A 22,472-nucleotide genomic window follows, 5' to 3' on the forward strand; every position below is an offset into this window, starting at 1 on the left:
GCGGTGGCGATTCGTCTGACCCACTCTCGTATGAATGAGAGTTCGTCTGATTTTTCAGTCTATTGCAAAGATGATTTGAAGTAGTGGTTTCGCTTCTGTGCGAAACCGGACGACAGTTCCCGCCTTTGCCTGTTGCTCGCGCTGGTGCCAAACCATGGCCGTGCGATTTGACCAGGGCGCCGACCGTCGCTCGGGCGTGGAGATGATGGGAATGATGCAGGACGCGGTGTCGCCGGCGGCGAGCGACGAGGCGGTGGTCAAGGTGACGGACCGTCGTGCTTCCTTTGCACTGCCTGGCTTGATCCTGGCCGGCGGCGCGCTGTTGTGCGCCATCGCGACCCTGCTGATGCTTCTCGGGCTGACGCCGGTAGCGCCGACATCCTCCGTGGTCTTCACCTCGGTCGTGATCAACGGCCTGTTCGTACTGGGACTGATTGCGCTGATCGCCCGCGAGGTTGGCCGGCTTGTGAAGGCGCGCAGCCGCGGCCGCGCCGCGGCGCGCCTGCATATCCGTATCGTCGTTCTGTTTTCGATCGTGGCCATTACGCCGGCCATTCTCGTCGCCATCGTTGCCAGCCTGACGCTCAATGTCGGCCTCGACCGGTGGTTCGGGGTGCGGACGCAGCAGATCATCAGCTCCTCGCAGAACGTTGCCCAGGCCTATCTCATGGAGAATGCCAGCTATCTGCAGGGCCAGACGGTCTCGATGGCAAACGATCTGGAGCGCAATCGCTCGCTCTTCAATCTCGATCGTACCGGATTTGCCGATCTGATGACCCGTCAGGCTCGGGGCCGCGGCTTGCTGGGCGCCTTCCTCGTGCGCCGCGACGGCAGTGCCATCGTCCAGGCTGACATCAAGACCGAGCGGCCGCTGCCGGCCATTCCGAAAGATGCGCTCGATTCCTCGGCCAACGGCCAGCCGACGCTTATCCCGCCCGGTGTGACCAATCTCGTCGGTGCGGTCATCAAGCTCGATGAAATTCCCGGTTCGTTCCTTTACACGGTGCGCGCGGTCGACCCGCGCGTCATGAACGCCATGCGCATGGTGGAGGACAACACCGTCGAGTACAAGGCGATGGAGGAGGGGCGCATGTCGCTGCAGATCGCCTTTGCCGTTCTCTACATCGGCTTTGCCCTCATCGTGTTGCTGGCGGCGATCTGGACCGCCATCGCGATCGCCGACCGTATCGTCCGGCCGATCCGTCTCCTCATCAGCGCCGCGGACAATGTCGCCTCGGGCAATATGAACGTGCTGGTTCCCGTGCGTTCGGCCGATGGCGATGTCGGCAGCCTGTCGCGTACCTTCAACAAGATGATCTCGGAAATCCGCACCCAGCGCGATGAAATCCTCGAGGCGAAGGATGAGGTCGACGACCGCCGCCGCTTCATCGAGGCCGTGCTGTCGGGTGTGACGGCGGCGGTGATCGGCGTCGAGAACGATCGGCGCATCACCATCGTCAACACATCTGCCGAAGAACTGCTGAGCTTGAAGAGCGATGAGCTTATCGGCAAGAACCTGGCGGAAATCGCGCCTGAGGTCGATCAGGTCGTGACCGAGGCAACGACGCGCCATCGCAGCGATTTCCGCAAGCAGATCAGCCTCGTTCGCGGCGGAACGGTACGAACGCTCAGCGTCCAGGTGACGCGGGAGGAATCGCGCGATGCCAACGAATCCTATGTGATTACGCTCGACGACATCACCGATCTGGTCATCGCGCAGCGCTCGACCGCCTGGGCCGATGTCGCGCGTCGCATCGCGCACGAAATCAAGAACCCGCTGACGCCGATCCAGCTTTCCGCCGAGCGAATCCGCCGCCGTTTTGGCAAGAACATCGCCGATGCGGACCGGCCGGTCTTCGATCAATGCACCGATACCATTATCCGTCAGGTGGGCGATATTGGCCGCATGGTGGACGAGTTCTCGTCCTTCGCCCGCATGCCCAAGCCGACCATGGAGCCGAGCGACCTGCGCGATATCCTGCGCGATGCTGTGTTCCTGCGCGAGATGGGCAACAACCATGTCAAATTCGAGCGTGACCTTGGAGACGAGCGGCTGGAGGGCATGTTCGATGCCCGCATGCTCGGCCAGGCGTTCGGCAATCTCATCAAGAATGCTGTGGAGGCGATCGAGGCCGTTCCGAGCGATCAGGCCCGCGAGCAGCCGAAGGTTCTGGTTCGCTCATCGCTGGACCCGGATCGCGACCGCTTCACCGTTGATGTCATCGACAATGGCCGCGGCCTGCCGGTGGAGAACCGGCACAGCATTCTCGAACCCTATATGACAATGCGCGAGAAAGGGACGGGCCTGGGGCTCGCCATCGTCAAGAAGATCATTGAAGACCATGGCGGACAGATCGAACTTCACGATGCTCCCGCCGATTTCGACCAGGGCAGGGGAGCCATGATCCGCGTGCATCTGCCGCGCCGTGAGCAGGCCGCCGTCGCCCAGACAGCAAGTGACAAGGAAAGTGTCTATGGCATCTGATATTCTCGTAGTCGACGACGAGGAAGACATTCGCGAAATCGTTTCGGGAATTCTTTCGGACGAGGGTCACGAAACGCGCACGGCGCATGACAGCGACAGCGCGCTGGCGGCGATTTCCGATCGCGCGCCGCGGCTGATCTTCCTCGATATCTGGATGCAGGGCAGTAAGCTCGACGGTTTGGCGCTGCTGGACGAGATCAAGGCACGCCATCCCGATCTGCCCGTCGTCATGATTTCCGGCCATGGCAATATCGAGACCGCCGTGTCCGCCATCAAGCGCGGCGCTTTCGATTTCATCGAGAAACCGTTCAAGGCGGATCGCCTGATCCTGATCGCCGAGCGTGCGCTGGAGAATTCCAAGCTGAAGCGCGAGGTTTCCGAGTTGAAGCGCCGCACGGGCGATGCCGTCGAGCTGATCGGAACTTCCGTTGCCGTTTCGCAGCTGCGACAGACCATCGACAAGGTGTCGCCGACCAACAGCCGCGTCATGATCTTCGGCCCATCCGGCTCCGGCAAGGAACTCGTGGCTCGCATGATCCACAAGAAGTCGACCCGCGCCAATGGTCCTTTCGTGGCGTTGAATGCCGCGACGATCACGCCTGAGCGCATGGAAATCGCCCTGTTCGGCACCGAGGGCTCGCCGGGGCAGGCGCGCAAGATCGGCGCTCTGGAAGAGGCCCATCGCGGCATCCTCTATCTCGACGAGGTCGGTGAAATGCCGCGCGAGACGCAGAACAAGATCCTGCGCGTGCTCGTCGATCAGCAGTTCGAACGCGTCGGCGGCTCCAAGCGCGTCAAGGTGGACGTGCGCATCATTTCTTCCACGGCCTATAATCTCGAGAGCCGCATCGCCGAGGGCCTGTTCCGCGAAGACCTCTATCATCGCCTGGCCGTCGTGCCGGTGCGCGTTCCCGCTCTTGCCGAGCGCCGGGAGGATATCCCATTCCTCGTCGATCAGCTGATGCGCCAGATTTCCGAGCAGGCGGGCATCCGTCCGCGCCGGATCGGCGATGATGCCATGGCCGTGCTGCAGGCGCATGACTGGCCGGGTAATATCCGCCAGCTGCGCAACAACATCGAACGTCTGATGATTCTTGCGCGTTCCGATGGCGCCGATACGCCGATCACCGCGGAAATGCTGCCGACCGACCTTGGCGACATGCTGCCGAAGGTTTCCGCCAAGAACGATTATCACATCATGACGCTGCCTCTGCGCGAGGCCCGCGAAATGTTCGAGCGTGATTACCTCATCGCGCAGATCAACCGCTTCGGCGGCAATATCTCGCGTACGGCGGAATTTGTCGGCATGGAGCGTTCGGCGCTGCATCGCAAGCTGAAGTCGCTGGGCGTCTGAGCGGCCGCCCGGCCTTCGATATTACGGAATTCGGATCAGGGGCTCGCATGCCGAGAATAGCTTATGTGAATGGCCGCTATGTGCGACACAGCGATGCCATGGTGCATGTCGAGGATCGCGGCTATCAGTTCGCCGATGGTGTCTATGAAGTCTGCGAGGTTCGTCGTGGCGTCATCGTCGATCTGACGCGCCATCTCGATCGTCTCGACCGCTCGCTGAGCGAACTGCGCATCGCCTGGCCGATGACGCGTCCGGCGCTGATCCTGGTGATTCGCGAGACGCTGCGCCGAAATCACGTCAGAAACGGTCTGTTCTACCTGCAGGTGACGCGCGGCGTCGCCCGGCGCGACCACGTCTTTCCGCCGGCCGGTACGCCGTCCTCGATCGTCGTGACCGCCAAGAGCACCGATCAATCCGCGATCGCCAGGAAAAATGCCGAGGGTATCAAGGCAATCACCGTTCGCGACAATCGCTGGGACCGTGTGGATATCAAGTCCGTCGGCCTGCTTCCGAATGCGATGGCTCGCCAGCAGGCCAAGGAGGCCGGCGCGCAGGAGGCGATCTATATCGATCACAACCGCATGGTGAAGGAAGGAGCTGCCACCAACGTCTGGATCGTCGATCACGATGGCAATCTCGTCACTCGACCGGCCGAGCATGGCATCCTGCGCGGCATCACGCGCACGACCCTGCTGGACGTCGCCGCAAAGCTCGGAGTGACGATCGTGGAGCGATTCTTCTCCGTGGAGGAGATGATGGCGGCCCGGGAAGTCTTTATCACGGCGGCGACAAGTATATGTTTTCCGGTCGTTTCCATCGACGGAGAGGCGATTGCCAACGGTCATCCGGGCAGCATGTCACAGAAAATTCGAGAAGCCTTTTTCGACGTTGCGGAAAAGACTGCGATTTGATACCAACATTCGCTGGGAGGAGAGAGTGAGGGTATCTCCTGTCCGGGACCTTTATATATCATGACATTCCACCGACCTTGGTCGGCAAAAAAGAAAGAAGCGGCGCGATGGCGGAACGTTCTCAGAACTTGCAGGACTTGTTTCTCAATACTGTTCGCAAGCAAAAGATTTCCCTGACAATTTTCTTGATTAACGGCGTGAAGCTTACGGGAGTTGTGACTTCGTTCGACAATTTCTGCGTCCTGCTCCGCCGCGATGGTCATTCGCAGCTCGTCTACAAGCATGCGATCTCAACGATCATGCCGGGTCAGCCGATGCAGATGTTCGAGAGCGAAGAAGCCGCATCCTAACCGGGATTTTCTATTATCACGACACGCGATACCAAAAACGATTCCCTCATTCCGGAGTCCGTAAAGCACCGGGATGACATGCGCGCTGTCGTGGTCGTGCCCGTGCTGAAGCAGGCACGCGCGGCGCGTGCCGCTCAGGCCGACAGCGCCATCTCCGTCTCGCGCCCGCCCGAAAGCCGCTTGGAAGAGGCCAAGGGGCTTGCGCTTGCCATCGATCTTGACGTCGTGAACGGCTCCATCGTTCCGATCAACGATCCGCGGCCGGCAACGCTGCTGGGCACTGGCAAGATCGAGGAAATCCTCGCGCTGCTCGACGAATTCAATGCCGGGCTTGTCATCGTTGACCATCCGCTGACGCCGGTCCAGCAGCGCAATCTCGAAAAGGCATGGAATGCCAAGGTCATCGACCGTACCGGCCTGATCCTTGAGATCTTCGGCCGCCGCGCCTCCACAAAGGAAGGCACGTTGCAGGTCGAGCTTGCGCATCTGAACTATCAGAAGGGCCGGCTGGTTCGAAGCTGGACCCACCTTGAACGCCAGCGCGGCGGCGCCGGCTTCATGGGCGGTCCGGGCGAAACCCAGATCGAAGCCGACCGTCGTCTGCTGCAGGAGCGGATTGTCCGTCTGGAGCGCGAGCTGGAGCAGGTGGTTCGCACCCGCCAGCTTCATCGTGCCAAGCGCAGGAAGGTGCCGCATCCGATCGTGGCGCTGGTCGGCTATACCAATGCCGGCAAGTCGACACTGTTCAATCGTATCACCGGCGCCGGCGTTCTGGCGGAAGACATGCTCTTTGCGACGCTCGATCCCACGCTGCGCCGAATGAAGCTGCCGCATGGCCGCACGGTGATTCTGTCCGATACGGTCGGTTTCATCTCCGACCTGCCGACGCATCTGGTGGCTGCGTTCCGCGCGACTCTGGAAGAGGTTCTGGAAGCCGACCTCATCCTGCATGTGCGCGATCTGTCCGACGATGACAATCAGGCCCAGAGTGCCGATGTCCTTCGTATTCTCGGCGATCTCGGCATCGGCGAGGCGGAAAGTGCGGAACGCATTCTCGAGGTCTGGAACAAGATCGACCGCCTGGAGCCGGAAGCGCACGATGCCATCGTGCAGAAGGCTTCGAATACGGAGAACGTCATTGCCGTCTCCGCCAGAAGCGGCGAGGGCGTCGATCGCCTGATGGCGGAGATCAGCCGCCGTCTCTCGGGCGTGCTGACGGAAACGACGATTACGCTTCCGGTCGAAAAGCTGGCGTTGTTGCCCTGGCTCTATAACCATGCCATCGTCGACAATCGCGAGGATAACGAGGACGGCACGGTGACGCTCGACGTGCGCCTGACCGAGACCGAGGCGGCTGAACTGGAGCGACGCATGGGCAATGGCCCCAAGCCGCAGCGCGAGGACTGGGAATAGGGTAACTCCCGGAAAATTGCGCAGTGCTTTCCATCCGGAATTGCGTAAAAACAGAGAACTGGAGCGGCTCAGCCATTCCATGAAACGCGGGACCGCTCCGGGCGCACTCGGGGTATGTCGCGCGGCAGCGGGCAGCCGTTCCGCGCGCAAGGCATGCCGGAGAGCAAAGATCCGAAGCGTTCAACGCGAATCTGAATTGTCGCGCGTCTCAGGCTGTTTTCACGCCTGCCAGCTGCCGCTCGATGGCTTTCGCCGCCTGCCAGATTTCTTCCATGCGTTCCAGTGAAGCGCCTTCCAGCGTCTCTCCATTGGCATCGAGCGTCGTTTCTATGTGATGGAAGCGGCGGCGAAACTTCGTGTTCGTGCCGCGCAGGGCCTGCTCCGGATCGGTCTTCACATGGCGGCCGATATTGACCACCGCAAAGATCAGGTCCCCCAGCTCGTCGCTCACCTTGGCCCGGTCGCCGCTGGCGAGCGCCGACCGCAATTCGCCGATCTCTTCCTCGATCTTGTCGAGGATCGGCTCGGGTGCCGACCAGTCGAAGCCGACCTTGGCGGCCCGCTCCTGCAATTTCAACGCTTCCGTCAGGGCAGGGAATGTCCGTTGCACCGAACCAAGGAACCCATCCTTGAAATCCTCGGTCAAGCCGCTCTTGGCGCGGCGCTCTGCGCGCTCGCGTTTCTCCTCGGCCTTGATCCGATCCCATTGCAGCGTCACCGCATCCTCGGTCTTTGCATCGGAAACGGCAAAGACATGCGGATGGCGGCGGATCATTTTACGGCTGATCGCATGCACCACATCGCCGAAGGAAAACGCGCCGGCCTCCTCGGCGATTCGCGCATGGAATACGACCTGCAGCAGGAGATCGCCAAGCTCGTCGCACAGATCGTCCGTGTCCCGGCGCTCGATCGCGTCCGCGACTTCGTAAGCTTCCTCGATCGTATAGGGCTTGATGGTTTCGAAGGTCTGGACGATGTCCCAAGGGCAGCCGCTCTCGGGGTTGCGCAGCGCCGCCATGATGTCGATCAGGCCGTTTATGTCTCGCGATGCTTCCATCGTTGCCTCGGGTCTTGCTGGAATCAATTCAGTGGGATGTCGTTGCCGCTCTTGGATGCCTGGTAGTTGTCGGACAGTCCGGCATAGGCTTGCTTGATGCGTGCCGTCTGTTCCTTCAACGCGCCTTTGCTCGGATCGGCTTCCGTTTCCACGAGGTCGGCGATGGCAAAGCTCTTCCAGAAGGCATTTTGCCGCCGATAGCCGCCCGGCTCCAGACCGAAGACTTCCTTCAGAATCTTGAGATCGTGCGGGATCGCGAAAGCATCCCGCGAATCCTCATGGCTGAAGAAGTAGTAGTAATTGTCGAAACCGGCCCAGGTGATTGCCGACATGCACATGGTGCAGGGCTCATGGGTCGACAGGAAAATCAGATCCTTGGTGGCGGGCTTCTCGCCAAGTTCGTAGAAGCGCTTGAGCGCGTGAACTTCGCCATGCCAGAGCGGGTTTTCCAGCTCGTTGTTCGTTTCGGCGATGACGAGCGAAAGATCGGACTTGCGCAGAATGGCGGCGCCGAAGACCTTGTTGCCGGCGGCAACGCCCTTGCGCGTCAGAGGCAGGATGTCGTGTTCCACGACGTCGAGAAGGCGGGCTGCAATGCTGTTGTCCGACAAGGGCTTGCTCCAGATTTCCGACTTCAGTCTAGCCGGATTGCTCCGGCACCGGAATGCGCAAACGACATGCGATCCGGGTTTGTCACAGGCAATAAAACCGCCGCGGATTAAGGTCAATCAAAATAGTCTATAAATTTCCTATATTTATCGTCATCTTCTCGTCTGGTGAGTTTTGCTCAAATCCCTGCCATGTCGAGCAAAAGAATACGCCTGCGCCGGGGCATTAGAATTTCTGTTTCTTCTATCTGCTGGCCGCAAAGGCGATATTCGGCAAATCTCGAAGTGGAATGATGATGCCTCCCAGGACTGAACAGCTTTCGGTATTTCCCGCCTTCTTTCGCGTAGAAGGACGGGTGGCGGCTGTCTTCGGCAATGGCGACGAAGCCTTTGCCAAGGCGCGGCTGCTCATGAACACGCAGGCGAGCATCGTTGCCTATGTGCAGGCGCCCGAGGCTGATTATCACGCCTTCCTCATCTCCAACCGCATCGAAACCGTGCGTGGCGTCTTTTCGCCCCGGCAGGTGGAAGGGGCGACGCTGGTCTTTGCCGCTACCGGCGATGCCGAGGCGGATCGCGCCATCGTCGATGCAGCGCGCGCCGCGAAAATTCCGGCGAATGCCGTCGATCAGCCCGATTATTGCGATTTCTACACGCCGGCGCTCGTCAATCGCGCGCCGGTCGCCGTTGCCATCGGCACCGAGGGTGCAGGGCCTGTGCTGGCGCAGATGATCCGCGCGCAGATCGACCAGATGCTGTCGCCGTCGCTCGGCAAACTGGCGAACCTAGCAACGCGCTATCGCAAGCCGGTAGAGCGCCTGGTGCCGCGTGGTGTCGCTCGTCGCGTGTTCTGGCGGCGCTTCTTTTCCGGTCCTGTCGCCGATGCCGTCAATGCCGGTCAACTCCGGCAGGCCGAACGGGCGGCTGACGATCTGCTGCGGTCATCGCGCAAAGTCGAAGGCCGCATCTGGCTGGTCGGCGCGGGTCCGGGCGCGGAGGACCTTCTGACGTTGCGGGCGCAGCGCGTGATGATGGAAGCCGATGTCATCGTCTATGACGCTCTGGTGCCGCAGGCGATTGTGGATATGGGTCGGCGCGACGCCGAGCGCCTGTCGGTCGGCAAGCGCAAGGGTTGCCATAGCAAATCGCAGGAAGAGATCAACGATCTGCTGGTGCAGCTTGGCCGTGAAGGCAAGCGCGTGGTGCGCCTGAAGTCGGGCGATCCGTTGGTCTATGGTCGTGCCGGCGAGGAAATGGCCGCCCTGCGTGCTGCGGGTATCGGCTATGAGATCGTCCCCGGAATCACCTCCGCCTTTGCCGCGGCCGCCGATTTCGAGCTGCCGCTGACGCTGCGCGGCGTTGCCTCGTCGCTGGTCTTCACGACGGGTCATGATCTGACCGGCGATGTGCTGCCCGATTGGGCGAGCCTTGCCGTATCGGGCGCGACGATTGCCGTCTATATGGGCCGTACGGTCGCCGCTTCCGTTGCCGGTCGCCTGATGCAGGCCGGCGTGCCTCCCGAAACGACCGTTGCGGTTATCGAGAACGCGAGCCGCCGCGACCGCCGCCTGATGCACGGCATCATGAAGGATTTGCCCGATCTTGAGCGCCGCGATGAATTGAGCGGGCCGGTCATGGTCATTATCGGCGATGCCGTCGCCGGGGCGAATTTCGAACAATCCGAGCCGCTGGTCCGTCGCGAGACCGTTGCTCAAGACTATGCAAGGAGCTGATTTATGGTCGACAAGGTTCTGACCGCAAACCGGCTCACCGATGGCGTCGCCGTTTGGCTGAACGCAAATGGTGAGTGGACGACATCGCTGCAGGAGGCGCTGGTCGCTCGCCATGCCGAAGCGGAAGCTGCGCTGGAAGCGATCGGCAAGCAAGCCTATGCCGACAACAAGGTTGTCGACGTCAACCTGATCGATGTTCAGGAAACCGACGGCAAGCTCTGGCCGCTGCGCCTGCGCGAGCGCATCCGCGCCGAAGGCCCCACCATGGAATATGCGCCCGGCTACGCCGCGGCCGATCCCGATTTTATTGCAGTCTGAGAAGTCCCGAGGAAATCATGTATCGTTACGATGAATTCGACCACGCCTTTGTCGCGGAGCGGGTTGCCCAGTTCCGCGATCAGGTGGAGCGGCGCCTCTCGGGCGAGCTTTCGGAAGATGCCTTCAAGCCGCTGCGCCTGATGAATGGCGTTTACCTGCAGCTGCACGCCTACATGCTGCGCATCGCCATTCCCTACGGTACGTTGAGCTCGCGCCAGATGCGCATGCTCGCGCACGTCGCCCGCACCTACGATCGCGGCTATGGTCATTTCACGACCCGGCAGAACCTGCAGTTCAACTGGCCGAAGCTGTCCGAGATGCCCGATGCGCTCTCCGATCTCGCTTCCGTCGAGATGCATGCCATTCAGACCTCGGGCAACTGCATTCGCAACGTGACGGCCGATCATTTTGCCGGTGCGGCGGCGGACGAAGTCGCCGATCCCAGGCCCTATGCCGAAATTCTGCGGCAATGGTCGTCCGTTCATCCGGAATTCTCGTTCCTGCCGCGCAAGTTCAAGATTGCCGTCACCGGCGCCGAACGCGACCGCGCCGCGATCCAGGTGCACGATATCGGCCTGCATCTGAAGAAGAACGACAAGGGCGAGATCGGCTTTGCCGTTTATGTCGGGGGCGGGCAGGGCCGCACGCCGCTGGTTGCGAAGCTGATCCGCGACTTCCTTCCGGAAGAGGATCTTCTGTCCTACGTCACCGCCATCATGCGCGTTTACAATCTGCATGGCCGCCGCGACAACAAGTACAAGGCACGCATCAAGATCCTCGTGCATGAAACCGGCGCCGAGGAACTGGCGCGTCAGGTCGAAGTCGAATTCGACAAGCTGAGAGACACCGAACTGAAGCTGCCGGAAGCCGACGTCCAGGCGATTTCGGCCTATTTCGCGCCGCCGGCGCTGCCGGAACGCGCCGAGGGCTGGGAAAGCCTGGCGCGCTGGAAGAAAGCCGATCCGGCCTTCGCGCGCTGGGTGCAGCAAAACGTGCAGCCGCACAAGAATCCCGACTACGGCATGGTGACGATTTCGCTGAAGCCGATCGGCGGTATCCCCGGCGATGCCTCCGATGCGCAGATGGAAGCCGTGGCCGATATCGCAGAGGAATATGCTTTCGATGAAATCCGCGTCAGCCATGAGCAGAACCTCATCCTGCCGCATGTGGCGCTCGCCGATCTTGAAGCCGTCTATCGCGGCCTTGTCGCCGCTGGCCTGGAAACGGCGAATGCTGGTCTGATCACCGATATCATCGCCTGTCCCGGTCTCGACTATTGCGCGCTTGCCAATGCACGCTCGATCCCCGTCGCACAGGAGATTTCGCGGCGCTTCGGCTCGGCCGAGCGTCAGGCCGAAATCGGTGAATTGAAGATCAAGATTTCCGGTTGCATCAATGCCTGCGGCCATCACCATGTCGGTCATATCGGCCTGCTTGGCGTCGAGAAGAAGGGCGCGGAACTCTATCAGATCACGCTCGGCGGCTCTGGCGACGAGAACACCTCGATCGGCGAGATCATCGGCCGCGGTTTCGAACCCGACAAAGTGACCGATGCCATCGAGACAATTGTCGATACCTACCTCGGCCTTCGTCTTGATCCTTCCGAAACCTTCCTCGCCGCTTATCGCCGCGTCGGACCGCAGCCTTTCAAGAATGCGCTCTACGGTTCGTCCTCGACCGCAGCCGAAGCAGCGTAAGGAGATTGAACATGACCAAGATCTGGCGGGAAACCGGCTTCGTGGAAAACGATCCGTGGATCGTCGAGACCGACGAGGTCAAGGCGACCGAGACGCAGAAGCCTCTGCTCGGCCTCGATGCACTGATCGCAAAGGCAGAAGAAAGCAACGAGGCCGGCCTCGGCGTCATCGTCAAGCCGGCGGACGACGTGACACGGCTGCAGCCCTATCTCGATCGTCTCGATATCGTGGCCGTTGCCTTTCCGGCCTTCAGCGACGGTCGCGCTTTCAGCCATGCCTCGCTGCTGCGCGAGCGTCTCGGCTACGCAAAGGAGCTGCGCGCCGTCGGTGATGTGCTGATCGACCAGGTTCCGTTGATGCTGCGCGTCGGCATCGATAGTTTCGCCGTTACCAATGAGACGGCATTGAGGAGATTGTCGGAAAACCGGCTGCCGGGCATTCCGCATTACTATCAGCCGGCTGCGCGTCGCGCGGAAGCCGGGCAGGCCTATAGCTGGCGTCGGCTGCCGGCAAGATCGGCCTGACTTCGGCGGATTTGGATTGCGGCAATTCCATAATGACGGATTGCCGTAATAAAGCCTGCCGATACGCGGAACGTTGGCGATCTGGAATCTTGACTGAAAAATACATATTTCAGTCTTAAGCAGCCGGACGAAATGGAATGCCTTTCAAAACCGGCTATATTATAATATCAGCATCGCGCAATGAGCCTGCCAGGAAAGACGTGCAAGATTAATACGGGATCCGAAACAGAATGAACGCCCCCGCCAAATCAGATGAGTTTGCTTCAGCAGTCCCAGCCGGTGTTTTCGCCGAGAAGGTGCTGAGCGTCACGCATTATACCGACCGGCTCTTTCGCTTCACCATGACCAGGCCGCAAGGCTTCCGCTTCCGCTCCGGCGAGTTCGCCATGATCGGCCTGATGGTCGATGGCAAGCCGCTCTACCGCGCCTATTCGATCGCGAGCCCCGCTTGGGCCGACGAGCTCGAGTTCTTTTCCATCAAGGTGCCGGACGGTCCGCTGACCTCGCATCTGCAGAACATCAAGCCCGGCGATGAAGTGCTGATGCGCAAGAAGCCGACCGGGACCTTGGTCCTGGATGCGCTGACGCCGGGCAGGCGTCTGTACATGTTCTCGACCGGCACCGGGATTGCGCCTTTCGCGAGCCTGATCCGCGATCCGGAAACCTATGAGAAGTACGAGGAAGTCATCCTCACCCATACCACGCGCGATGTCGCCGAATTGAAGTATGGCTTCGATCTCGTCGAGGAAATTCGCAGCGACGAAATTCTGAGCGAGGTCGTCGGCGACAAGTTGCGCCACTATGCGACGGTGACGCGCGAGGAGTTTCCCTTCACGGGCCGCATTACCGATCTCATCGAAAACGGCAAGCTCTTCAGCGATCTCGGCGTACCTGCGCTTGATCCCGCCATCGATCGCGGCATGATCTGCGGTTCTTCCGCCATGCTCAAGGACACCAAGGGGCTGCTTGAAAAGGCCGGCCTGAATGAAGGTGCAAACAACAAGCCCGCCGAGTTCGTCATCGAACGCGCTTTCGTCGGCTAGAACAATTCCAGGAAAAGTGCGCAGCGGTTTCCCGTTCGGAGTTGCATGAGAACAAAAGGATAGGACGTTTTCGCGATCAGATGAAAGCGGAAACGCTCTCGATGAGTTCCAGAGGCAAAGGGCAAGGCGGTTTCGGCGGCGAAGCCGCCTTTTTCATGGGCTGCTGAGATAATCGATAAGCGATGCCATCGCTGCCCGAGCGTGGTTCGCATCGCCGTCTAAAATCGCTTCTATAGCCTGCACATGCATTGCGATCGCGCGGTCCATCCGTTCATGGGTTCCGGTGGAATACCAGAGCCTGCGCGCATGGGTCTGCACCGGCCCGAGTGCGGCCGTGATGAAATTGTTGGGGCAGGCGGCTTCGAGGATCTCATCGAATGCCTTGTCGGCGGCGAAAAAGCCGGGCAGATCGCCGGCATCGGCACACGTCGTCATAAGCTGCGCGCATTCCTGCAACTGCTCGCGCTGCTGCGGATCGGCATGGATGGCGGCGAGCGCGGCCGCGATCGGCTCCAGTTCGCGCCTGACCTGCATGACATATTGATGATCCTCGGGCCGGATCTCCGCAATCTGGAGGCCGACGCGAGGCCGGACGTGAATCAAGCCCTGCCAGGCAAGTTTCTGGATTGCCTCGCGCACCGGGGTTCGCCCATGCCCTGCCATTTCAATCAGCTGCTTTTCGGTCACCAGCGCGCCGGGTTTGAGCTCGAGTGTCACGATCAGGTACTCGAGCGCCAAATAGGCAAGGTGGCTAAGCGAATTTTGCATTCGAGGCTGTGTCCGGCTTGTGCATGGATGACATAGACTGTCATCTGGCGTCGGCGAAAGCAATCGATTGTGATATATCAGGAGGCTCGTTCAGCCCGGCCCAATAGACGGCGATCCCGATGCTCGTTCGCACTCGTGGCTGAAAGAGCCTGATATTATTGGCGGATGGCTGTCGAAAGGCTCGGCGGTCTTCGCTTGGCGGCCATGAGCAGGTCCAGCTCCGTCGATGACGGTCCGAACTTATTGAAGAGGCGCCTGGCCTCCGTGTCGTCGAGGCGATATTTCCGCGCGAATTCGGCAATGCTGTAAGGCCGGCCACGGATGACTTTGCGGGTGGTTGTCCGATTGGCGTTTTCCGTCATGTTTTCAACCTCCTTTCGGTTCCTCTTTGGTAGATAGCGCCGAGGTCGGCATTGGAAAGGCCTTAAAGCGCATCGCAATCTTTCGGATTCTCTTTCTTCCGTCTCAGCCGGCGGCTTTCCGTAAGGCGCAGCCGTCAAACCACCTCGCTTTGCAGGGCATGCTTCAGGCGCATCTCGCGCAAGGTCCATGCGACGAAAAAGGGGAAGGCGTTTGTTCCGCCTTCCCCTTTTTCTCTTCCCGATTCGGGAGTGTATTTCGAAACGTCCGCCGCTAACGCCTGATCAATCGACCAACGAAAATCAGGATGCAGGCGCCGATGAAACCCGTGATCAGATAGTTGATCAATGGGCTGTTGAAAGGCAGCGTAAAGCCGACCTGCCTGAACAGCCAACTAGCAACGATTGCGCCGACAATGCCGAGAACGATGTTCATGAATATGCCGGTATTGCTCTTCATGATCATTTCAGCGAACCAGCCGGCAAGGCCACCGATGATAATTGCTGCAATCCAACCGACTTCCATAAGGTCCTCCTGAGACTCGGTGGGTTGTTCACAGATGTTGATATACACCAAAAACGATTCGTGCCCCAACTATTGCGGATGAGGCAATGATCAATCCGCATCCTGCAACCCTGATTTTCAAGGGAAATCGTCACGGCCATGCGGGTCTGGAGGAATCGATTGGCGCGCCGAAAGCTCGGTTTTTCGCCATGTCGGATGCTCGATGTCCCTGGCACTGGGCGATTTCCCCGGTTCGATGGCGGTATTTCGTCGTCCGAAGATGAGGAAAAGCATGTTTGGGCCCTTACGAGCGCAATTTTATGGGTTGACCGCAATAGGGCGTCTGCATATGTTCCGCGCACTTCCAGCCGAGGCAAGATCAGCCCGCGGAGAGGGAGAGCGTAGCTCAGCCGGTAGAGCAACTGACTTTTAATCAGTAGGTCTCGGGTTCGAACCCCGACGCTCTCACCAATAAATTCAACGATTTACTGGCATTTTGTGGGACTTTGGGACAGGTAGAAAGTCCCACGAGACCGAACATTGGGCGCTGTGCTGGTCAGAGCATGCCGCAGCTTAAAAAGTCCATGCTTGGTTGCCGCGATTTCGGCCGCTTACGACATGGCGTTTGTGGGTCTTTGTTGCGATCCATCAACGGACCTGCCGACGCGCAGGCCATTTGATCGCATTTGCGGTAAAATGGCTGGTGACGAACGGCGATCTGGGAGTAAAATAGCCCAATCAATATGACGGCCGGTAAAGACGATGGGCGAATGATGGAGTTCGTGGCGGAACTATCTGTGTGGGAAATCTACGCAATCGTTTGCGGTTTCCTGGGTTTCCTTGGGATTTTGATCGGGTTGATCGCCGCCAGGCAGCGGTTTGGGATCGCGCTGCAGGTGTTGCCCCTGATCGGCGTGGCGATCACGACGCCGGTAACGGAGCATCTCGTGATTCCCTATCTCACGGAACGCTATCCGGTCATCTTCGCCAACAAGGACTTGCCCAGGAAAATCGATCAGAAGACCACGCTGACGAAAATTGACTTTGCCGATCATATCTACAGCTATTTTTATGATCTGGATGATGACGACGACGACTTCGACCCTCCTCTGGTGAAGTCTGCCCAGCTCTCCGACCTGTGTGATTCTCTGCTGCCGAAGTTCAGCTCCGGTGAGGCCTCGCTGGCGAACTATATTTACCAGCTCAAGGGCAAGGATTATTCATTTTCGGTCGATAGCACCGACTGCTCGTGAGGCCCGAACGGGGGAGTTGCCGGCGGGTCGCGGCGGTCTCATCTGAGACAGGCGACTCAGGCGATCGTGGAGAGAGCTACGATAGCTACCGCTGTCAGGCCGCCGAAGATCGGCAGCAAGACAAGCATGACGCGCCGCGCCAGCTTCTTCTTTTCGACCAACGTCATGATCAGGTTCCTCACATCACAGTGAAATTCAAACGCTGGAATTCATGATCCGTTTCATATTGATCGACATTTTTGTAATATGATATATCGCTAAAATTATGGCGGATTTGAACCTTGATGCATTTGAAGCCGCCGCCGGATCCGTAGAGGTTCGCAGACCGGTAAATGAGGCGGGTCGGTATCTTCGTTTGTTTGGAACCTAACGGGGATCGTCGAGTTTTCTTGCCAAGCGAGTTTTTCTCTCTAACAAGGAAGAGGTGCATCTTGGCCCAAGATCAATCGCATGATCCGCACGAGGAAAGGGAAAGCACGCAGGCGCTGGCAAAGATACAGCACAGCGAGGCGCATGAAGCCGATCGGGTAGGGGAAGAAGACGACAAGGCCCCGCTCGTTGCCGATCCTCGCAACAGGCTTGCGGAAGGCAAGGTCGATCCGGCGACGAAGGAGCTCAAACCAAAAGACGCATAAGTAATTGCTGGCTCGAAAACCGTGTCGACGAGCCCTGCGCTCGCCGTTGCCGCGCCATGAAATGAGACCTGCTGCGGTCGGGTGAGGCGGGATTGACCGTTCGCCTTTAGCGTCATGTGCCATAATCGTGCCCGTGACGGTGATTTCCGGCAAAGACGACGTCATGCGGGAACTTCGATGGCAACGATGTCCGGCGGAGGCTTCCGGGTTTGCCGGAAAGCTCAAAGGCAAGACGGTCAAGTGTTCCGGCACCTCCGATGCGCTTGACACCTCCGTAAGGCCCACCGAATCCGATTTCGTTTTCGGCCGGGCGGCAGCGGCGCTCCGACGCGGTCCTTAGTAATAGCTCATTTCCGGCGCTATCTTAATCGTCTGCCATTCAGGAATGCATCGGCAGGGATGGCGATGACGCGGAGTCGTTGTCGCCCATGGCGGCTGCTACGATCGCGAGGAGAACATATTCCTTTCTCCAGCCCGATTTCTCGGCGGCAACAATCAGGCTCTCGATGGAAGGCTCGAGAGCGAAGAGACAAGCTGCAAGGTAGCTCGCATGCGATCCCGTGTCAGAAGGGGGAGGGTTTATGGCTGGTTTCAATTTCCTGCTCCGTCCATTGAGTCGACCAAACAGGAACGAGCTGTAATTTTAACAGGTTTCCCCTGTTTGTCTCGTCTGTTGCAAAGTGTTGCTGCGGCTGCGGGCGGTTTCGATGGAACTGAAGATAGCGCTCTATCGGCAGGCCTCGGCCTATCCGCCCGCCTCGAATGAATACACAAAAAACGATTGCGCCCGAGTTGATTGTATCGGCCGGCAAATCCGCGGAAGACGGTGAAGCGGACATCTTTCACCCTGCAAGCGGCTTTCCGATGTCGCACGCAAACATGTCTGTCCGTCTATGTTCTAAAGAGGCGGCAACCCTGCCGCAGAAATCAACTTTACCGCCATTTCGACGGTAAAGTTGACATCAGAGTGGGGCGGAGCCCGATCGTCAGGCCTTGCCGCCGTTCTTCTTGCAGTCGCTACGGAACTTGGCGCGCGCCTTTCCGTGCAGGCCCTTGGCATCGGCCTGGGTCGAACATGCCTTGGAAACGGCTGTCTGAGCTGGCTTCATTGCCTTCGGCTTGGTCGTGGTGGTCGTCGAAGGAGTCGACGTCGTCGCACTGGGAGTCGTCGTTGGCGTTGTGCTGGGGGTCGCCGTTTGCGCCATGGCGCTTACGCTGAAGAGCGCGGCAAAGGCTGCAGTCGTGAACATAGTAGCGATTCGCATGGGGGCTTTTCCTCCGCTAACTAACTGGGTGGAATGTACGTTGTTCGACGAACGACAACAGCTTGAACCAATATTTTCGCAAAAGCAATTTGTTCGTCGAACGGCTCTGCGACCGTTGGTCGCGCCCGCGACGCCTCATATTCACGTATTGACCGGTGGCTTTTGTCTCCCTCAGCTTTGAGGGGTTTCGCCCGGCCTTGCTGGAAAAGGTGCTCGCTCGAAAAGGTGATTGGCTTTCAGGTTACTGCGACGTTAGGAAGGAGCCGGAATGACATAGCCGGAGTCCATCGTGTCGCTTGCCGATATCTCGCTTCTGAGTGCCTTGCTCGCCGGAGCACTTTCGTTTCTCTCGCCCTGCGTGCTTCCGCTCGTTCCGCCCTATCTCTGTTATATGGCGGGAATCTCGGTCGAGCAGTTTCGCGGCGGCGGGGCGGCCGTTGCTGCCGGGCCCGGCGCTCGCGGCAATGTGCTGATGTCGGCGCTCTTCTTCACGCTCGGATTTGCCTCTGTCTTCGTGGCGCTGGGCGCGGGGGCATCCTCCATAGGGCTGCTGCTGCGTCAGCATCTCGATGTTCTCGCCAAGATCGGCGGTCTCATTATTGTCGTCATGGGTTTGAATTTCCTCGGCGTTTTCCGAATCGGCCTGCTTGCGAGGGAAGCCCGGTTCCAGGGCGGCGGCAAGCCGGCGACGCTGACGGGCGCCTATGTCATGGGCCTTGCCTTCGCCTTCGGCTGGACGCCCTGCATCGGTCCGGTGCTCGGCGCCATCCTTGGCATTGCCGCCTCGCGCGAAACCGTCGGCGCCGGCGCCGGGCTGCTCGCCGTCTATTCGCTCGGGCTCGCCATTCCCTTCTGGATCGCCGCCGGCTTCTCCGGTGCCTTCATGCGCTTTCTCTCCCGCTTCCGCCGCCACCTGGGAACGGTCGAGAAGGTCATGGGCGGACTTCTGGTGCTGACCGGCCTGGCTTTCATCTTCGGCTATATCAGCGACATGGCGATCTGGTTTCAGCAGACCTTTCCAATCCTGATGAAAATCGGCTAAGTCGGGCGCATATCTTTCGCCCTGATTTTCCTCGGCAAAATGGAACATGCCCGATGGCTGAACCCCATGGCTGACATTGTCGGTCTGCTGCTGCCGTTCTTCGGCCTGATCCTCATCGGCTACGTTGCGGCCCGCATCACCAGGCAGCCGGCGGAGGCGCTGGGCTGGCTGAACACCTTCATCATTTACGCCGCACTGCCAGCGCTGTTTTTTAAGCTGGTATCGCAGACGCCGATCGAACAGCTGACGCGGGTTGATTTCATCGCCACGGATATCGCCGCGACCTATTCGATCTTCCTGCTGCTGTTTCTGGTCGGCCGCTTCCTTCGCCGCAATTCACTCGCCGACAGCACGATCCAGGCTTTCGCCGGCGCTTACGGCAATATCGGCTACATGGGTCCCGGCCTTGCTCTGTTGGCATTGGGCGAGAGGGCAGCCGTTCCCGTAGCGCTGATCGTCTGTTTCGAGAACGCCCTGCATTTCATCGTCGCGCCGGCCTTGATGGCGCTGGAAGGTGGAGACAGGCGTTCGCCGTTACGACTTGCCGCGGACATCGCCCGAAAGGTGCTGCTGCACCCCTTCATCCTGTCGACCGCATTGGGCTTCGCCGCGGCTGCGCTGTCGCTGAACCAGCCGGTCGCCTTCGAGCGGTTTGTGAATTATCTCGCGCAAGCTGCTGCACCGTGTGCATTATTTTCCATGGGTGTTACGCTTGCATTGCGCCCTCTGAAGCGAATTCCGGTCGAGATCGGCTATATCGTGCCGGCGAAGCTCATCCTGCATCCGCTCGTCGTCTATATCGTTCTGCAACTGGTCGGCGGTTTCGATCCCGTATGGATCGAGGCGGCCGTGTTGCTGGCGGCATTGCCGACGGCGACGAATGTCTTCGTCATCGGTCAGCAATACGGCGTGTGGCAGGAGCGGGCATCCGCCACCATCCTCATCACCACGGCCTGTTCCGTGGTGACGGTTTCGCTCGTTCTTTACTTCATAAAATCCGGCGCCTTACCGGCGCAGCTTTTCCGGTAAGATCGACGGAAAGTTGCGCAGGCTGCCACCGGGCTCGATGCCTTCGCGCATGACGATATTGCGCAGCGGAGCGATGGCCGAAAGCACATGCAGCCCAGCGGCGCGCAGCATCTGCACAGGCAGGAAGTCCGACAGCAGCGAACGGTTGAGGAGATCGACGCTTGCCGTCCGGCTGACGATGTCCGCGCGTCTCTTGCGGTCGAAGCTGTCGCCGGATGTCGCCGGGATCGGCTGGTCCGTGCGCCCGCAAAGAATCTCGGACAAGGCCAGTATATCGCGCAGGCTGAGATTGAGCCCCTGGGCCCCGATCGGTGGAAAGACATGAGCGGCTTCGCCGATCAAGGCGGCGCGACCCTTACCGAAGCGATGGGCCGTCATGCCGGACAGCGGCCAGACCTGCACGCTGTCCTCGACAGTAATCTCGCCGAGCATCGATTGCATCCGCTCCTCGACCAATCTGCCGATCTCTTCGAGCGACTTTTCGGCATTCGCCGCCGCTTCGGCGGGTTTCTGCACCCAGACGAGGCTGGAGCGCCTGCCGGGCAGAGGAACCTGGGTGAAAGGGCCGCTTTCCGTATGAAATTCCGTGGAGATGTTCTGATGCGGCAGGCCATGAGCAAAATTCAGCACCATGGCCGATTGCGGATAGGACCAGCCCTTCACCTTGATTCCCAGCGTCTCGCGCACCATCGAGTTGCGCCCGTCGGCGCCAACGACGAAGGCGGCATCGATCGAATCACCGTTGTCGAGGGCAATCGAGACACCATCGTCGCGGAAGGTGAGGTCGGAGGCGGTGGCGTCGATGCGGCTGACATTGCCTTCGGCGTCGATGGCCTTGCCCAGACTGTCGAGCAATATCGCATTCGGAATGTTGTAGCCGAAGGCATCCAGGCCGATCTCGGAGGATCTGAAGGAGACGGTCGGGCCTCGCAGCAGCCGCGAAGTGCCGTCGACGATGCGCATGGTGGTCAGGGGCGCCGCCGAGGGCGCGATGCTGTCCCACAGCGTCAGGCGCTCGAGAAAGCGGATCGATTGATCCATCAGCGCCGTCGTTCGCCTGTCGGCTTTGTTATGCGGCGCGGCGACCAGCGCGACGGATCTTCCGCCGCGCGCGAGTGCGAACGCCGTGATCATGCCGGCCAGGCCACCGCCGATAACGGCCACTTCAATCTGCTTCATATCGATGCCTCAATTACCTCTGCTTCTGAAAATAGGCGCTTAGCCTGTTGAAATCCATGGGATGAAACATCGCAACGGGTGAAAATGACACGAAGTCGCGCTAGCGTGCCGGCATCGACGCTTTTGTGCTGGCGGTGCAAACCAAAGGATGCATATTAGCGAGAAAAATCGCCTGCCGGGGCAGGCGCATAAGCAGGCGAGTCACGGGGCGGATGAAAATCTTCAATTACAAGCGGGTGCCTTATGCGGAGATTCGTGCCTTCTCCGTCCATATTCTGACAGCCTCGGGATCTTTTCTCGCCTTTCTCGGTGTCGTTGCCGCATCGGAGCATCGTTTTGTCGACATGTTCTGGTGGCTCGGGCTGGCGCTGCTCGTTGACGGCATCGACGGGCCGATCGCCCGCAAGGTCCGGGTCAAGGAGGTCCTTCCGAATTGGTCTGGCGATACGCTCGACAATATTATCGACTACGTGACCTATGTGCTCCTGCCTGCCTTTGCGCTCTACGAAAGCGGCATGATCGGCGAGCCATGGTCGTTCGTCGCGGCCGGCATGATCGTGGTCTCCAGCGCCATCTATTACGCCGATACCGGCATGAAGACGGACGAATATTTCTTCTCCGGCTTTCCGGTCGTCTGGAACATGGTGATCTTCACGCTTTTCGTCATAGACGCAAGTGCCACGACAGCCATGGTCCTCGTCGGCGTTTCCGTCGTCTTGACCTTCCTGCCGATCAATTTCCTCCATCCCGTACGCGTCAAGCGATTGCGCCCGCTCAATCTCGGCATATTCCTTTTCTGGTCGGCGCTCGGCATCTATTCGCTGCTCATGCAGTTCGTCATGCCGCAATGGGCAGTTGTCCTCTTCATCATCAGTGGTATTTATCTTTATTGTATCGGCGCCGTGCTGCAGTTTTTCCCGTCCCTCGGGCGTCAATGAGGATTG

The 22,472-nt window shown here is 59.6% G+C and carries 22 protein-coding genes and 1 tRNA gene; 16 read left to right on the top strand and 7 right to left on the bottom strand.

Annotated elements, in window-relative coordinates; translation table 11 throughout:
* The first annotated feature begins 211 nt into the window (after positions 1-211).
* The 5 genes from ACJJVH_RS06075 (at position 212) to hflX (ending at position 6,513) form a co-directional block, all read left to right on the top strand.
* Positions 212-2,485, top strand: a complete 2,274-nt coding sequence (locus ACJJVH_RS06075; RefSeq protein ID WP_113393697.1) for a sensor histidine kinase — start codon at positions 212-214, stop codon at positions 2,483-2,485.
* The gene (locus ACJJVH_RS06080; protein ID WP_112796217.1) at positions 2,475-3,839 is read left to right on the top strand and encodes a sigma-54-dependent transcriptional regulator; all 1,365 of its coding nucleotides are present in this window, start codon (positions 2,475-2,477) and stop codon (positions 3,837-3,839) included. The genes ACJJVH_RS06075 and ACJJVH_RS06080 overlap by 11 nt, the downstream gene beginning before the upstream one ends.
* Before the next feature lie 47 nt (positions 3,840-3,886).
* Positions 3,887-4,750, top strand: a complete 864-nt coding sequence (locus ACJJVH_RS06085) for a D-amino-acid transaminase (protein ID WP_112796215.1) — start codon at positions 3,887-3,889, stop codon at positions 4,748-4,750.
* Between the two features lie 107 nt (positions 4,751-4,857).
* A complete protein-coding gene (gene hfq / locus ACJJVH_RS06090) occupies positions 4,858-5,100 on the top strand; it encodes an RNA chaperone Hfq (RefSeq protein ID WP_003539403.1) in 243 nt (80 codons plus the stop codon).
* Between the two features lie 78 nt (positions 5,101-5,178).
* Positions 5,179-6,513, top strand: a complete 1,335-nt coding sequence (gene hflX, locus ACJJVH_RS06095; protein WP_112796213.1) for a GTPase HflX — start codon at positions 5,179-5,181, stop codon at positions 6,511-6,513.
* A 208-nt stretch (positions 6,514-6,721) separates the two neighbouring features.
* Here the strand turns inward: hflX and mazG are convergent, their stop codons facing one another.
* Positions 6,722-7,570, bottom strand: coding sequence for a nucleoside triphosphate pyrophosphohydrolase (gene mazG / locus ACJJVH_RS06100; protein WP_112796211.1), 849 nt, complete (start codon positions 7,568-7,570; stop codon positions 6,722-6,724).
* 23 nt (positions 7,571-7,593) lie between these two features.
* On the bottom strand, positions 7,594-8,181 hold the full coding sequence (locus tag ACJJVH_RS06105) for a nucleoside deaminase (RefSeq protein WP_113372074.1): 588 nt from the start codon (positions 8,179-8,181) through the stop codon (positions 7,594-7,596).
* Positions 8,182-8,468: 287 nt separating this feature from the next.
* Here ACJJVH_RS06105 and cysG point away from each other — a divergent pair, with 287 nt between their 5' ends.
* The 5 genes from cysG (at position 8,469) to ACJJVH_RS06130 (ending at position 13,493) form a co-directional block, all read left to right on the top strand.
* Positions 8,469-9,911, top strand: a complete 1,443-nt coding sequence (gene cysG, locus ACJJVH_RS06110) for a siroheme synthase CysG (protein WP_412064907.1) — start codon at positions 8,469-8,471, stop codon at positions 9,909-9,911.
* A gap of 3 nt (positions 9,912-9,914) precedes the next feature.
* On the top strand, positions 9,915-10,229 hold the full coding sequence (locus ACJJVH_RS06115) for a DUF2849 domain-containing protein (RefSeq protein ID WP_113358018.1): 315 nt from the start codon (positions 9,915-9,917) through the stop codon (positions 10,227-10,229).
* A 17-nt stretch (positions 10,230-10,246) separates the two neighbouring features.
* Positions 10,247-11,926, top strand: coding sequence for a nitrite/sulfite reductase (locus ACJJVH_RS06120; RefSeq protein ID WP_113358019.1), 1,680 nt, complete (start codon positions 10,247-10,249; stop codon positions 11,924-11,926).
* Between the two features lie 11 nt (positions 11,927-11,937).
* Positions 11,938-12,450: a DUF934 domain-containing protein gene (locus tag ACJJVH_RS06125; RefSeq protein ID WP_112796204.1), complete on the top strand. Its 513-nt coding sequence runs from the start codon at positions 11,938-11,940 to the stop codon at positions 12,448-12,450.
* A gap of 230 nt (positions 12,451-12,680) precedes the next feature.
* Positions 12,681-13,493 (top strand): ferredoxin--NADP reductase, encoded by an 813-nt coding sequence (locus tag ACJJVH_RS06130; RefSeq protein WP_412064908.1) that lies wholly within the window; start codon positions 12,681-12,683, stop codon positions 13,491-13,493.
* A gap of 153 nt (positions 13,494-13,646) precedes the next feature.
* On the opposite strand, the gene ACJJVH_RS06135 is transcribed toward ACJJVH_RS06130, so the two are convergent.
* From ACJJVH_RS06135 to ACJJVH_RS06145, 3 genes are all read right to left on the bottom strand, one after another.
* Positions 13,647-14,261 carry a GntR family transcriptional regulator gene (locus ACJJVH_RS06135; RefSeq protein ID WP_113393700.1) on the bottom strand — a complete coding sequence of 205 codons (615 nt, stop codon included), beginning with the start codon at positions 14,259-14,261 and terminating at the stop codon, positions 13,647-13,649.
* A 155-nt stretch (positions 14,262-14,416) separates the two neighbouring features.
* Positions 14,417-14,623 (bottom strand): hypothetical protein, encoded by a 207-nt coding sequence (locus ACJJVH_RS06140; RefSeq protein ID WP_112796198.1) that lies wholly within the window; start codon positions 14,621-14,623, stop codon positions 14,417-14,419.
* Positions 14,624-14,894: 271 nt separating this feature from the next.
* A complete protein-coding gene (locus tag ACJJVH_RS06145; RefSeq protein ID WP_112796194.1) occupies positions 14,895-15,146 on the bottom strand; it encodes a GlsB/YeaQ/YmgE family stress response membrane protein in 252 nt (83 codons plus the stop codon).
* 374 nt (positions 15,147-15,520) lie between these two features.
* On the opposite strand from ACJJVH_RS06145, the gene ACJJVH_RS06150 reads away from it, so the two are divergent.
* The 3 genes from ACJJVH_RS06150 to ACJJVH_RS06160 all read left to right on the top strand — a co-directional run bounded on the left by ACJJVH_RS06150 (position 15,521) and on the right by ACJJVH_RS06160 (position 17,013).
* Positions 15,521-15,596: transfer RNA gene (locus ACJJVH_RS06150), tRNA-Lys, on the top strand.
* A gap of 299 nt (positions 15,597-15,895) precedes the next feature.
* On the top strand, positions 15,896-16,378 hold the full coding sequence (locus ACJJVH_RS06155; protein ID WP_112796192.1) for a hypothetical protein: 483 nt from the start codon (positions 15,896-15,898) through the stop codon (positions 16,376-16,378).
* A 431-nt stretch (positions 16,379-16,809) separates the two neighbouring features.
* The gene (locus ACJJVH_RS06160; RefSeq protein WP_113358024.1) at positions 16,810-17,013 is read left to right on the top strand and encodes a hypothetical protein; all 204 of its coding nucleotides are present in this window, start codon (positions 16,810-16,812) and stop codon (positions 17,011-17,013) included.
* Positions 17,014-17,999: 986 nt separating this feature from the next.
* On the opposite strand, the gene ACJJVH_RS06165 is transcribed toward ACJJVH_RS06160, so the two are convergent.
* Positions 18,000-18,278: a PsiF family protein gene (locus tag ACJJVH_RS06165; protein ID WP_112796185.1), complete on the bottom strand. Its 279-nt coding sequence runs from the start codon at positions 18,276-18,278 to the stop codon at positions 18,000-18,002.
* 289 nt (positions 18,279-18,567) lie between these two features.
* Between ACJJVH_RS06165 and ACJJVH_RS06170 the strand changes: the two genes are divergently transcribed.
* The gene (locus ACJJVH_RS06170) at positions 18,568-19,320 is read left to right on the top strand and encodes a cytochrome c biogenesis CcdA family protein (RefSeq protein ID WP_112796183.1); all 753 of its coding nucleotides are present in this window, start codon (positions 18,568-18,570) and stop codon (positions 19,318-19,320) included.
* A 66-nt stretch (positions 19,321-19,386) separates the two neighbouring features.
* Positions 19,387-20,349: an AEC family transporter gene (locus ACJJVH_RS06175; RefSeq protein ID WP_412064909.1), complete on the top strand. Its 963-nt coding sequence runs from the start codon at positions 19,387-19,389 to the stop codon at positions 20,347-20,349.
* Here ACJJVH_RS06175 and ACJJVH_RS06180 read toward each other — a convergent pair.
* Positions 20,326-21,528 (bottom strand): UbiH/UbiF family hydroxylase, encoded by a 1,203-nt coding sequence (locus tag ACJJVH_RS06180; protein ID WP_412064910.1) that lies wholly within the window; start codon positions 21,526-21,528, stop codon positions 20,326-20,328. The two genes, ACJJVH_RS06175 and ACJJVH_RS06180, sit on opposite strands and share 24 nt — an antisense overlap.
* Positions 21,529-21,740: 212 nt before the next feature.
* Between ACJJVH_RS06180 and pcsA the strand changes: the two genes are divergently transcribed.
* The gene (gene pcsA, locus ACJJVH_RS06185) at positions 21,741-22,466 is read left to right on the top strand and encodes a phosphatidylcholine synthase (RefSeq protein WP_112796180.1); all 726 of its coding nucleotides are present in this window, start codon (positions 21,741-21,743) and stop codon (positions 22,464-22,466) included.
* Positions 22,467-22,472: the final 6 nt, after the last annotated feature.

Origin of the sequence: Rhizobium sp. SYY.PMSO (genome assembly GCF_046840415.1) — a bacterium.
Lineage (GTDB): Bacteria > Pseudomonadota > Alphaproteobacteria > Rhizobiales > Rhizobiaceae > Rhizobium.